11 protein-coding genes are annotated in these 13735 nt (G+C 37.4%); 9 read left to right on the top strand and 2 right to left on the bottom strand.

From position 1 onward, the window contains the following. The first annotated feature begins 15 nt into the window (after nucleotides 1-15). From miaA to glnA, 3 genes are all read left to right on the top strand, one after another. The gene (miaA, locus tag F5ESL0225_RS05310; RefSeq protein WP_122048024.1) at nucleotides 16-936 is read left to right on the top strand and encodes a tRNA (adenosine(37)-N6)-dimethylallyltransferase MiaA; all 921 of its coding nucleotides are present in this window, start codon (nucleotides 16-18) and stop codon (nucleotides 934-936) included. Continuing rightward, nucleotides 929-2173 (top strand): methionine gamma-lyase family protein, encoded by a 1245-nt coding sequence (locus F5ESL0225_RS05305; RefSeq protein WP_122048023.1) that lies wholly within the window; start codon nucleotides 929-931, stop codon nucleotides 2171-2173. Before miaA ends, F5ESL0225_RS05305 begins: the two co-directional genes overlap by 8 nt. Nucleotides 2174-2359: 186 nt before the next feature. Beyond that, complete coding sequence (gene glnA, locus F5ESL0225_RS05300; protein WP_122021959.1) at nucleotides 2360-3697, top strand: type I glutamate--ammonia ligase; 1338 nt, start codon at nucleotides 2360-2362, stop codon at nucleotides 3695-3697. A 114-nt stretch (nucleotides 3698-3811) separates the two neighbouring features. Here glnA and pyrE read toward each other — a convergent pair whose 3' ends face one another. Further along, nucleotides 3812-4447 carry an orotate phosphoribosyltransferase gene (pyrE, locus tag F5ESL0225_RS05295; RefSeq protein WP_122021958.1) on the bottom strand — a complete coding sequence of 212 codons (636 nt, stop codon included), beginning with the start codon at nucleotides 4445-4447 and terminating at the stop codon, nucleotides 3812-3814. Further along, nucleotides 4447-5154, bottom strand: coding sequence for an orotidine-5'-phosphate decarboxylase (gene pyrF / locus F5ESL0225_RS05290; RefSeq protein WP_122021957.1), 708 nt, complete (start codon nucleotides 5152-5154; stop codon nucleotides 4447-4449). Before pyrF ends, pyrE begins: the two co-directional genes overlap by 1 nt. 239 nt (nucleotides 5155-5393) lie before the next feature. Between pyrF and F5ESL0225_RS05285 the strand changes: the two genes are divergently transcribed. The 6 genes from F5ESL0225_RS05285 (at nucleotide 5394) to carB (ending at nucleotide 13693) form a co-directional block, all read left to right on the top strand. After that, the gene (locus F5ESL0225_RS05285) at nucleotides 5394-6317 is read left to right on the top strand and encodes a dihydroorotate dehydrogenase (RefSeq protein WP_122048022.1); all 924 of its coding nucleotides are present in this window, start codon (nucleotides 5394-5396) and stop codon (nucleotides 6315-6317) included. 184 nt (nucleotides 6318-6501) lie between these two features. After that, nucleotides 6502-7041, top strand: a complete 540-nt coding sequence (gene pyrR, locus F5ESL0225_RS05280) for a bifunctional pyr operon transcriptional regulator/uracil phosphoribosyltransferase PyrR (RefSeq protein WP_118896318.1) — start codon at nucleotides 6502-6504, stop codon at nucleotides 7039-7041. A gap of 160 nt (nucleotides 7042-7201) precedes the next feature. Beyond that, on the top strand, nucleotides 7202-8158 hold the full coding sequence (locus F5ESL0225_RS05275) for an aspartate carbamoyltransferase catalytic subunit (RefSeq protein ID WP_122048021.1): 957 nt from the start codon (nucleotides 7202-7204) through the stop codon (nucleotides 8156-8158). Further along, entirely contained in the window at nucleotides 8158-9432 is a 1275-nt protein-coding gene (locus F5ESL0225_RS05270) for a dihydroorotase (protein ID WP_122021954.1), read from the top strand. Before F5ESL0225_RS05275 ends, F5ESL0225_RS05270 begins: the two co-directional genes overlap by 1 nt. Then, nucleotides 9433-10518: a carbamoyl phosphate synthase small subunit gene (locus tag F5ESL0225_RS05265; protein WP_122048020.1), complete on the top strand. Its 1086-nt coding sequence runs from the start codon at nucleotides 9433-9435 to the stop codon at nucleotides 10516-10518. After that, nucleotides 10511-13693: a carbamoyl-phosphate synthase large subunit gene (gene carB / locus F5ESL0225_RS05260; protein ID WP_122048019.1), complete on the top strand. Its 3183-nt coding sequence runs from the start codon at nucleotides 10511-10513 to the stop codon at nucleotides 13691-13693. Before F5ESL0225_RS05265 ends, carB begins: the two co-directional genes overlap by 8 nt. Nucleotides 13694-13735: the final 42 nt, after the last annotated feature.

Raw genomic sequence — 13735 nt, 5'->3', positions numbered from 1 at the left:
TTAAGGAAAGTGAAAATGCAAAAAATATTAGCAATTGTTGGACCAACTGCTATTGGTAAAACTAGTATGGCAATCTCTTTGGCGCAAGAGCTGTCTGGTGAAATTATTTCTGGCGATTCAATGCAAGTCTATCAAGAAGTTGCAGTCGGAACAGCTAAACCAACTTATTCAGAAAGACAAGCTGTTAAACATTATTTAGTTGATACTCAATCAATTTTTGCACCATATTCAGTCGTTGATTTTGTTCATGATGCTAAAAATGCCGCTCAAGAAATTACTAAAAAAAACAAATTGCCAATCCTTGTAGGGGGAACGGGCTTTTATGTTAATGCTTTTCTTAACCAAATGCAGCTTGGTGAAAAAAATAGCCAAGAAAGTGCAATCGCTGAAAAATGGAATATGTATTTAAAGCAAAATGGGGCTGCACAACTTTGGCAACAACTAGTTGCTCAAGATTTTGCAGCTGCTTGTAAAATTTCACCCAATAATTCACGGCGTGTGTTACGTGCCTTGACGGTAATTGAGCGAACGGGGAAAAAATTTTCACAGCAGCAAGAAGAAATCCCGCCACGTTATAATTATTTAATAATTGGTTTAAATGCGGATCGTCAAGAAATATATCGGCGAATTAATCTGCGGGTTGACCAGATGATGGAGCAAGGTTTACTTAAAGAAGCAGAATTTATTTTTCAAAATAGAGAGCAGGAATATCAAGTATTGCAGGCAATCGGGTACAAAGAATTTTTTCCTTATTTTACCGGTGAAAAAAAATTGGCAGAATGTGTAGTTGATTTAAAAACTGCTTCAAGACGTTATGCTAAAAGACAGTTGACCTATTTTCGCCATCAATTACCAGTTAATTGGGTAGACCCATTAAAAAACAATAATTGTACAAAAGAAATTAAACAGAAAGTAGAGGCATGGTTAAATGAATAATTGGCCCAAAGAATTACAGCATCTTGTTAGTGAAATTGATCTGCAGATTGCACCACAATTAGCAAAGATTGATGATATTATACTCTGCAATCAGAATAAGGTATTACAAGCTTTTAAAAAGGAAGAGGTTGCTGAAGCTGACCTAATTGGCAGTACTGGCTATGGTTCTGATGACAGTGGTAGAGATAAACTTGACCGCATGTATGCAGAAATTTTTGGCACAGAAGATGCTCTAGTTCGTTCACAATTTGTTTCGGGCACGCATACCTTGGCCACAGCTATGGCAGGTAACTTGTTACCTGGGGATGAACTAACCTATATAACTGGAATGCCATACGATACACTGCAACAGGTGATTGGCATTGCTGGCGATGGGCGTGGGAGTTTAATGTCATATGGTGTTAAATTTTCTCATGTTGATTTAAAAAACAGTGAAGTTGATTTTGCAGCATGTGAAAAATTGTTAACTGCTCATCAACCTAAAATGGTCGTGATTCAACGTTCACGTGGTTATGATACGCGCCAAAGCTTTACCGTTGAAAAAATTAGGCCGATGATTACGATGATTCGGGCAGCAAGTCCTAACAGTATTATTTTTATTGATAATTGTTATGGGGAGTTTTCCCAAAAGCATGAACCAACTGAATATGGGGCAGATTTAATGGCTGGTTCATTGATTAAAAATGCTGGTGGCGGCTTGGCAAAAGTCGGTGGTTATATTGTAGGTAAACATGAATTAATTGAAAATGCGGCTCATCGTTTAACAGCTGGCGGAATTGGCCGCTTTGAAGGTGCAAGTCTAAATAATAATCTTGACTATTTTGAAGGCCTATTTATTGCACCAAGCGTAACTGGCAATGCCATTAAGGGTGCTATTTATACTTCAGCGATATTAGAACGAATGGGGCTTGCAGTTTCACCTAAATGGAATGCTGAGCGGACGGATTTAATTCAAGCTGTAATTTTTAATGATCAAGAAAAAATGATTAATTTTGCTAAGATTATTCAGTCAAATTCCCCCATTAATTCTTTTGTTGATCCAGTTCCGAGTAATGATGCCGGCTATGAAGATAAGGTTATTATGGCCGACGGCTCATTTATTGAGGGTGCCAGTATTGAATTTTCCGGAGATGGACCAATTCGACCACCGTATGCAATTTATATGCAAGGTGGATTGACATATGCGCATGTTAAACTAGCAATTACCAATGCCGTAAATGAATTATTTTTTAATTAATAATTTTTAATCAGTAATTAAAGTAAGTCAGAAGTAAAGCTTTGATAAAATTTATCTCAAAATAGTTATACCATTTTGACTTTTATCTAATGATTTGTTAATCTATTAATCAAAGTTTAGTATAAAGGTCAAGGACTTTTGTAAACTATACCAATTGTTAGTGGTTTATATTTTTAGGGGAAAAGCATGACAAATAAGATTTCAGAAGATGATATTAGAAAAAGTGTCGCTGATAACGATGTTCGATTTTTACGATTAATGTTTACTGACATTAATGGAACGTTAAAAGCAGTTGAAGTTCCAAATAGTCAACTTGAAAAAGTCTTAGAAAATGATATTCGTTTTGATGGTTCTTCAATTGATGGCTTTGTTCGGTTAGAAGAAAGTGATATGGTTTTATATCCTGATTTTTCAACGTGGTCAGTTTTACCGTGGACTGACAGTCGAGGCGGAAAGATCGGTAGCCTAATTTGCTCTGTTCATACAACCGATGGTCAGCCATTTACTGGTGATCCGCGTAATAATTTGAAACGTGTCCTTAATGAAATGAAAGAGATGGGCTTTTCAGCGTTTGATATTGGCTTTGAAGCAGAATTTCATTTACTTAAACTTGACAGTAATGGAAATTGGACTACGGAAGTTCCTGATCATGCCTCGTACTTTGATTTGACTTCTAATGATGAAAGTGCCAGTTGCCGTAGAGATATTGTTGAAACGTTAGAAAGCATTGGTTTTGAAGTTGAAGCTGCCCACCATGAAGTTGGCGTGGGACAACAAGAAATTGATTTTAAATTTGATGATGCTTTAACGACTGCAGACCGTGTGCAAATGTTTAAAATGATTGTCCGTGAAATTGCTAAAAAGCACGGTTTATATGCAACATTTATGGCAAAGCCACTTCAAGGTGAAGCAGGTAATGGAATGCATACTAATATGTCTTTATTTAAGGGCAATAAGAATGCTTTTTATGATAATAATAATAAATTCCATTTATCAAATACAGCACTTTACTTTTTAAATGGAATTTTAGAGCATGCGCGAGCTATTACTGCTGTAGGTAATCCAACTGTTAATTCATATAAGAGATTAATTCCGGGTTATGAGGCACCTGTTTACATATCTTGGGCTTCTAAAAATCGCTCACCAATGGTAAGGGTACCTTCGGCAGAAGAAATTAATACTCGTTTAGAAATGCGTTCGGCTGATCCAACTGCTAATCCATATTTGCTTTTAGCAGCGTGTTTAAGTGCGGGACTATCAGGTATTAAAGCGGAAAAAATGCCAATGGATCCTGTTGATTGCAATTTATTTGAATTAAGTCAACAGCAACGAGATGAATTAGGAATTAAACCTTTACCTTCTACATTACACAATGCGCTTAAAGCGTTTAAGGACGATCAGCTGATTCAAGCTGCTTTGGGTGATCATTTGACACAAAGTTTTATTAGTTCTAAAGAATTAGAATGGTCGCAATATACACAAACTGTTTCTGATTGGGAAAGAAATCGATATATGGGTTATTAAGCCTTTAGTGGTTAATAATATTTAAAAAGCAACGAATTACAAAAGTAATTCGTTGCTTTTTATTATTTTTTACTGTTAAAGCTATTGTTACCCAAAAATGAGGTATTAAATTGGCTAATTAAATTTTTCTCCCCATTTCCATGGGTCTTGATGCCAACTTTTTAGGGCATCATATTCAGAAGCAGTTATATAATTTAATTCTTTTTCTTTCTTTAATAATTCGGGGTATGTTAATAATGATATAAAATCAACTGCAGCATCGTTAAAGTTTTTCTTAGTATCATTCAAAAAATAGGTGAAAATTGATGCAACCCCTAGAACATTGCCACCTTCTTTTTTAGTAGCGGCGACAGCGTTTAACACTGAACCACCGGTAGTAATTAAATCGTCAATTAAAACAATTTTATCATTAGTAGTAAAAATTCCCTCGATTTGTTTTCCCTTTCCATGGTCTTTGGGTTTTGGGCGAACGTAAATCATTGGTAAATTAAGTTTGCTGGCTACCCATGCAGCATGTGGAATGCCTGCAGTAGCAACCCCACCAATAATTGAAACATCAGGATACTTTTCTTTAATTAAGGCAGCTAAATCGCTAGCAATCCAATCGCGCAGGTCGGGGTAAGCGACAGTTAGACGTAGGTCGGTGTATATCGGTGAAAGCATCCCACTAGCATAGGTAAAAGGCTTATTAGGAGAAATAGTAATAATTTTGTGATCAACTAAATTTGTAATAATTTTTTCTTGGTACATCAGTTAAACTCCTTTTTAATGATTTGATAAATAGACGCTGGATCTGTAGCAGTAGTGATAGGTCTGCCAACTACAATTGCACTTGCGCCATAATCTTTGGCTTGCTTTGGCGTAGCAACCCTTTTTTGGTCACCATTTTGATTATTGGCTAAACGAATTCCCGGCGTTACGTAGAGAAAATCAGTACCAATAATTTTTTGTAAGCTTGTTACTTCAAGTGGAGAACAAATGACGCCATCAGCACCGGCTTTTTTAGCTGTTTGAGCGAGACTAACTACTTGTTTGGTCATTGATAAAGAACAGTTCTGCTCATTTTGTAAAATATCATCTGAAATTGAAGTTAGCTCAGTGACTGCTAATAATTTGGGTGGCTTCATACCCTTAGGTGTGCCCGCAACTAACCCTTTTTTGGCCGCCATAATCATTTCACTACCGCCTAATGCATGAATAGTAATACAGAATACACCGAGTTGAGCTAATTGTTTAGCCGCATGATAAACTGTATTAGGAATATCATGTAGTTTTAAGTCTAAAAAAATGTGATAACCTTGCTCCACTAATTGTTTAACAAAATGCGAACCAGAATGATAAAAAAGTTCCATTCCAATCTTTAAATAAGTTTTGTCAGCTGAGCCTAATTTCACAAGTAAATTTTGAGCATCTTCTTCTCGATCGTAATCTAAAGCAATAAATACTGCTTTTTCCATTGCAAACCTCCATCAAAAAAAGCCTATTTTGGTACAGTGCGCATCAAAATAGACTTTTATAGTAATTAAGTCATGTTGAACTTGCGGTCTCACTGTACCGTTTAAAGTTTACTAATACCGAGCTTACCACCTTATTGGACAAAATACAACAGATTTTTAGCTAGTAAAAATCAAAAAAAGGTGTAAAATAAGCCCCGAAATAATTGTAATGACAGAGAGCATTCATTTTGGAGGAAAATATGGTCAATCTTAATGTTAAATTACCCGGTCTCAAATTAAAAAACCCAGTTATGCCAGCAAGTGGGACCTTTGGTTTTGGCGACGTAGCTGCTGCCCAAAAATATGATTTAAACAAGTTAGGGGCACTGGTAATTAAAACGACAACACCTAACAAGCGTGTAGGTAATCCGCAACCACAAATTGCGGTTTTAGATGATGGAGTTTTAAATTCGGTTGGTTTAACTAATCCAGGCGTAGAGCAAGTAATTAATGAAAAATTAGTAGCGCTAAAGAAACTCTATCCAAATTTACCAATTATTGCTAGTGTTGGAGCTGAAGATGAAGCGGGTTATTTAACGGTGGCCAAACAACTAAGTCAAGCTCGCTTAGTTGATGCTTTAGAAATAAATCTATCTTGTCCTAATGTTGCCCAAGGAGGAATGACTTTTGGTGTTCATCCTAAAATGGTAGCGCGGATAACCTCAGCTATTAAACAAAAAGTTGAGTTACCAATTTATATTAAATTAACACCGAATGTGACTAATATTCAGGAAATTGCTCGTGCTGCCGAAGATGGTGGCGCAGATGGATTAGTTCTTATCAATACAGTTATGGGCATGCGCATTGATATTGCTTCGCGCAAACCATTACTTGGGAATAATATTGGCGGTTATTCTGGTCGTGGCATTAAGCCTATTGCCCTTTATTTGATACATCAAGTTCGAGTGGCTACGCAGTTGCCAATTATTGGTATGGGGGGCATTGAAACAGCTAGTGATGTAGTTGAGTTTATGCTAGCTGGGGCAAATGCGGTTGAAGTTGGTAGCGCTCATTTTCATAATCCGTTAGTTTGTCCCGAGATTATTCAAGCTCTTCCTCGAGTACTTGATGATTTGGGCGTTAGTGATATCAATGATTTGGTTGGTCAGGTAAAATTTAACTAAAAGGTCACTCTTGCTTTTGGTTGACAATCTAAATTTTCGCACGTATATTATAAATATATATCGTCCTTAAAATTAGTCCCGTGAGGCTAACAAGGCAAGCTTAATTAAGTATTAACTTTCTAGTAAGCACCTAGTCTCAAGGTAGATTAGGTGCTTTTTTAAGGCAAAATAGATAGGAGAAAACATGGCAAAAGAAATTTGGGATGCGTTAACGATGAAACGGGCTTTAACGCGAATTACTTATGAAATAATTGAGCACAATAAAGGGACTGAAAATTTAGTATTAGTTGGTATTAAGACTCGGGGAGTTTATTTAGCTCAACGAATTCATGAGCGAATTCAAAAATTAGAAGGAGTCGATGTTCCTCTAGGTCAGTTGGATATTACACTTTATCGTGATGATCGCCATGATGCATCTTTACCACAAGAGCCAGTTGTCAATTCAACTGCAATCGATGTTGATGTTACCAATAAAAATGTTGTTTTAGTTGACGATGTTATTTTTACTGGTCGTACTATTCGCTCAGCCATGGATGCGATTATGGATTTGGGTCGTCCAAGTTCAATTGCGGTGGCCGTACTAGTTGATCGCGGGCACCGTGAATTGCCTATTCGAGCAGATTTTGTCGGTAAAAATATCCCGACTTCTTCCCATGAACAAGTTGCAGTAAATGTGGAAGAAATTGATCATAAAGATAGTGTAGAGTTAAAACCACTGTCATAAATTATTATAATTCAACCATTTAATTGACTTCAGAGAGGGTCAGAAGGGTTTGAGTTTTTTTGCTGCTTGTATACTGAAATTTAGCCAGCTTAAAACCCTTTTGCTAAACCTGAAGCATAAATTAGCTTCAGGTTTATTTTTTTAAGAAAGCGTCTAAATTATGGAAACTAAAAATTTTGTCACTCTATCACACTTTGTTAATGTAGAAAATTTATCAACAGCTGAAGTTTTAGCCCTTATTGAACGGGCAGAATATTTTAAAAATGGTGGCGCTACGCCAAAATTAAGCCAACCGGTATATGCAACAAATATTTTTTTAGAAAATTCTAGTCGAACAAGAACAAGTTTCGAAATGGCGGAGCGCAAATTAGGCTTAACCGTAATTCCATTTGATTCAGAACATAGTTCAACTAAGAAAGGTGAAACCCTCTATGATACTTCCTTGACTATGGCTGCGCTAGGAGTTGATTTAGAAGTTATTCGCCATCCGCAAAATGAATATTATCAAGAATTGATTCACCCAGATAACGAGCATCACTTGCAAATTGGAGTAATTAATGGTGGAGATGGTAGCGGTCAGCACCCATCACAATGTATGCTTGATATGATGACTATTCATGAGCATTTTGGTCATTTTAAAGACTTAAAAGTGGCAATCGTAGGTGATATTAGCAATTCCCGCGTTGCAAAAAGTAATATGGAACTATTAACACGTTTGGGGGCGCAGGTTTACTTTTCGGGTCCAAGTTATTGGTATGATAGTGAATTTGATCAATATGGTGAATATCAAGAGCTTGATCAATTAGTGAACCAAGTTGACGTGATGATGCTCTTGCGGGTGCAACATGAACGCCACGAAGGTGATCCAAATGAACAAAAATTTGATGCAAAAAAATATCATGAAGATTATGGAATTAACCAGCGTCGTTACGCTGACCTAAAAGAGCAAACCATTATTATGCATCCCGGTCCAATTAATCGTGGGGTTGAACTAGCTGATGAATTAGTTGAAGCACCTAAAAGTATGTTTTATCGGCAGATGCAAAATGGAGTTTTCATGCGTATGGCGATGCTTGAAGCGGTGATGCGCGGACGCAAACTAGGAGGGCTAGAATAATGGCGCTTGTCATTAAAAATGGTACGATTTTTGTTAATGGTCACTTAGAGCAAGGCGATTTATTAATCAATCATGGTTTAATCTCAACTATTGGCCATAATTTAACCGCAGATCAGGTAATAGATGCTACAGACAAATTAGTTAGTCCAGGGTTAATTGATCTTCATGTTCATTATCGTGATCCGGGCCAAACTGCAAAAGAAAATGTTCAAACTGGTTCTTTAGCTGCAGCTCACGGTGGTTTCACCACTGTTGGGGCAATGCCTAATGTTGTTCCTGTACCTAATGATGCTGATTTAATGACACAAATGGTCACTAATAATAAAGCAAACGGAGTAGTTCATATTTTGCAATATGGCCCAATTACCGTTAACGAAACAACTGACGTACTTCCTGATTATGCCGCACTTAAAAAAGCTGGCTGCTTTGCTCTAAGTAATGATGGGCACGGCGTGCAAGATGCCCAAACAATGTATCTTGCAATGCAAAAAGCTAAAGCTAATGATTTGATTATTGCTGAGCATGCTCAAGATGATAGTTTGTTCAATCTAGGTGTAATTAATGAAGGTGAAAAAGCCAAGGCTTGGAGTTTGCGTCCAATTACTGAATTGGCGGAAACAACACAGATTGCGCGTGATTTATTACTAGCGCAAAAAACAGGAGTTCATTATCATCTTTGTCATGTATCAACGGCAACTAGTGTAGAACTAGTTCGTTGGGCCAAAAAGCAAGGGATTCATGTTACTTGTGAAGTTACGCCACACCATTTACTTTTAAATGAACAAGATATTATGAGTAACAATGGCAATTATAAAATGAATCCGCCGTTACGTAGACCAGAAGATCAAGCAGCTTTGATTGGCGGTTTATTAGACGGTACGATAGATCTAATCGCTACAGATCATGCACCGCATACAAAACAAGATAAAAGTGGGGGCTTTGCTAAAGCAGCTTTTGGCATTACAGGTAGCGAGACGGTCTTTAGTCAGTTATATACACATTTTGTTAGAACTAATATTTTTACGCTTGAGCAATTACTCAATTGGCTTACTCTAAAACCTGCTCAAGCTTTTGAACTAAAAAATACTGGCCGTATTGGTCTAAATCAACCAGCTGACTTAGCAATTTTTGATTTAAAAAATGCTAGTGTAATTAATGAAACCAACTACCAATCTAAAGGGAAAAATACACCATTTACTGGACAAACAGTTTATGGACAAACTGAACTAACCATGGTTAATGGTCAGATAGTTTACCAAAAGAAAGGCAATTAAATGAAATACTTAATTTTAGAAGATGGCAGTATCTATGCAGGTGAAGGTTTTGGTAGTAATTGTGAGACACAGGGTGAGGTTGTGTTTACTACAGGGATGACAGGTTACCAAGAAGCAATTACTGATCAATCATATGCTGACCAAATTTTGGTTTTTACTAATCCGCTAATTGGTAATTATGGTATTACCTTGGCTGATTATGAATCGCTTGAGCCTGGCATTAAAGGGGTAATTTGCCATCAGTTAGCGCGTTATCCCGATAATTGGCGCATGCAAACTACGCTACCGCATTTTTTAGAGCAACTTGATATTCCGGGAATTCAAGGAATTGATACTCGTATGTTGGTCAAAAAATTACGCCAATTTGGGACGATGAAAGGTCAAATTTGCAATAGTCAAAAGGATGCTGCCAAAGTCATAGCTAAGCTACGTGCGACTAATGTGACTGCCGGGGTAGTAAAGCGGGTGGCTACGACAAAGTCTTATCCAGTTCCAGGCTCTAAGCGTAATATTGTAGTGGTTGACTTTGGCTTGAAAAATAGTATTTTACGTGAACTTAGTAAACGTGACTGTAATTGTATTGTAGTACCTTACACAACTTCTGCTGAAAAAATTTTAGCCCTTCATCCCGATGGAGTTTTGCTTTCCAATGGACCGGGTGATCCACTGGAAATGCAAGATGCGATAAAAATGGTTCAGCAAGTTGAGCAGCAAATTCCTTTAATGGGTATTTGCCTCGGACATCAGATTTTTGCTATAGCCAATGGGGCTAAAACTTATAAGATGAGATTTGGTCATCGGGGTTTTAACCATCCGGTCCGCGAAATTGCTACAGGAAATATTGGTTTTACTTCGCAAAATCATGGTTACGCAGTTAAAGCAAGTTCAATCGATGCAAGTCAATTGTTAGTGACCCATGTTGAGATTAATGACGGTACAATTGAAGGGTTACAACATAAAAAATATCCTGCCTTTTCAGTACAATTTCATCCTGATGCAACTCCAGGTCCCCATGATGAAGAAGGAATTTTTGATTATTTTATGCAAATGATTGATCAAAGAAAGGAAAACGAACTTCATGCCTAAAAGAACAGATATTCACAAAATTATGGTTATTGGGTCAGGCCCGATTATTATTGGTCAAGCCGCGGAATTCGATTATTCAGGTACGCAAGCGTGTTTAGCCTTGCGCGAAGAAGGATATGAAGTTATTTTAGTTAATTCCAATCCGGCAACGATTATGACGGATACAACCATTGCAGATAAAGTTTATTTAGAACCACTAACTGTCACAGCTATTTCGCGTATCATCCGGCGGGAATATCCTGATGCAATTTTGCCAACGCTTGGTGGGCAAGTGGGGTTAAATATGGCACTTTCGCTAGCAAAAAGTGGTATTTTAGCTGAATTGAACATTGAATTGTTGGGAACCAAATTAGAGTCAATTGAGCAGGCAGAAGATCGGGAACAATTTAAAGAGCTTTGTCAAAAGTTAGGTGAACCTGTTCCACCATCAGAGAGTGTTAAAACCGTTGAAGCTGCTTTAGCTTTTGGTGAAAAATGTGGTTATCCAATTATTGTACGACCGGCTTTTACAATGGGGGGAACAGGTGGTGGCATCTGTAATGATCCAACTGAATTAGCCCAAGTTGCTAAAAATGGTCTAGAATTATCGCCAGTAGGCGAATGTTTGATTGAACGCTCAATCGCTGGCTATAAGGAAATTGAATTTGAAGTTATGCGTGATCACGATGATCATGCCATGATTGTTTGTTGTATGGAAAATTTTGATCCAGTAGGAATTCATACTGGCGATTCAATTGTTTTTTCACCTGCTCAAACTCTATCAGATAAGGAATATCAATTACTACGTGATTGCGCATTACGGCTGATTAGAGCTTTGAAAATTGAAGGTGGCTGTAACGTTCAACTGGCTCTAGACCCAAACAGCTTTGCGTATGATGTGATTGAAGTTAATCCACGAGTTTCACGCTCGTCTGCCTTGGCATCGAAAGCAACGGGTTATCCCATTGCCAAAATGGCAGCAAAGATAGCAATTGGGATGACACTAGATGAAATCAAAAATCCAGTAACGGGGACAACTTATGCTGAATTTGAACCAGCTCTTGATTATGTGGTTTGCAAGATTCCACGGTGGCCATTTGACAAATTTACTAAGGCTGATCGGACCTTAGGTACCCAAATGAAGGCGACAGGTGAAGTCATGGCAATTGGACGTACTGGTGAAGAAGCCTTTCAAAAAGCTGTGCGTTCGCTAGAAATTGATCAAAAAGACTTTTTTGCGCCACAAGCGCATCAAGCAAGTGATGAAGAATTAGAACAAAAATTAGTCAAGGTACAGGATAATCGCCTTTTTTATTTAGCAGAGGCCTTTCGCCGAAATTATTCTATTTCTGATCTACATGAATTAACTAAGATTAATTTTTACTTTTTAGACATTGTAAAGCATCTTGTTGCATTAGAACAAACCATTCAGGCTCATCCTAAAGAGATTGCAACTCTCAAGTTAGCCAAAAAATACGGTTTTAGTGATCAGACAATTGCTAATCTTTGGCAAGAAGATGAAAGCAGCATTCGTCAATTGCGTAAAGCAAAGGGGATTGTTCCGGTTTATAAGATGGTTGATACTTGTGCGGCAGAGTTTGCTTCGCAAACGCCATACTTTTATTCAACTTATGATACCGAAAATGAAAGTCAAACAACTACTCGAAAATCAGCTTTAGTGGTTGGCTCGGGACCAATTAGAATCGGTCAAGGGGTTGAATTCGATTATGCCACCGTTCACTGTGTTAAAGCCTTGCAAAAGATGGGTTACGAAGCAATTGTTATTAATTCTAATCCGGAAACGGTTTCAACTGATTTTTCGATTTCAGATAAATTATACTTTGAGCCATTAACCTTAGAAGATGTGCTAAATGTTTGCGATTTAGAACAACCGGAAGGGGTAATTATTCAGTTTGGTGGACAAACGGCAATTAATTTAGCTGCAGGACTTGAAAAAAATGGTATTAAGATATTAGGAACTAGTGTTGCTAATTTAAATCGCGCAGAAGATCGTGAGTTGTTTGATCAAGCAGTTAAAGAACTGCAGTTAAAGCAGCCACAAGGAATTACAGCAACTACTCATGAAGGTGTGATGCAAGCAGCAGAGCAGTTAGGCTATCCAGTATTAGTACGGCCGAGTTATGTTCTGGGTGGTAAAGCAATGGAAATTGTTTATACTCCTGCAGAATTAACGGATTATTTGCAAAATCATGTTGATATTGCTGCTAGTCATCCAATTTTAGTTGATGATTATCTTGATGGGCGTGAATGTGATGTCGATGCAATTTGTGATGGTCAAAACGTGCTAATTCCAGGTATTATGGAACATATTGAACATGCAGGCGTACATTCAGGTGACTCGATGGCGGTCTATCCAGCCCAAACTTTTTCACCTGAGATTAAACAAAAAATTGCTGAAGTAACTAAAAAATTAGCCTTAAAACTTAACTGTCATGGGATTATGAATCTGCAGTTGATTGAGCGCAATGGTGAAATTTATATTATTGAAGTTAATCCACGTGCCAGTCGAACAGTCCCATTTTTAAGTAAAATTACAGGGATTGAAATGGCGCAAGTGGCAACTCGAGTAATTATGGGGCAAAGTTTGCAAGCGCAAGGCTATACTGACGGTTTAGCACCTGAACCCAAGATGATTAGTGTCAAGGCACCGGTCTTTTCCTTTAGTAAGTTAACCGATGTCGACAGTTATTTAGGTCCTGAAATGAAATCAACTGGTGAAGTTATGGGGAGCGATTTAAGTTTTCCTAAGGCTTTATATAAGGCTTTTGCTGGTGCTAATATGCAAATTCCAGATAGCGGCAATGTTTTATTGACTATTGAAGATCGTGATAAAAAAGAAGTTTTGCCAATTGCTAGTCGTTTTGCCCAGATTGGATATCGTATTTTTGCTACTAGTGGCACCGCTAGCTATCTTAAGCAAAATAATTTAAATGCAACTGTAGTAAATAAAATTCATGCAAAAACTGATGATAATATCTTGACTGAATTTAAAAATGGTAAAATCGATTTAGTAATCAATACGATGGGGCACGATGTGGCCAAGAATTCTGACGGTTTTATTATTCGCCAAGCGGCAATCAATCAGAATATTCCATTAATTACTAGTTTTGATACAGCGCGTGCACTGCTTATTGCTTTAGAGAATCGTTCATTTTTGACTACTAGTTTAAATTAAAATAATGCTTTAAATATAGTCCTCAGCAAGGTTAGTTGTTTA

It is taken from the genome of Lactobacillus sp. ESL0225, assembly GCF_003692905.1.
Taxonomy (GTDB): Bacteria; Bacillota; Bacilli; order Lactobacillales; family Lactobacillaceae; genus Lactobacillus; species Lactobacillus bombicola.
Note: the sequence above shows the minus strand (reverse complement) of the source record. Positions and strands in the feature narration are given on the sequence as shown.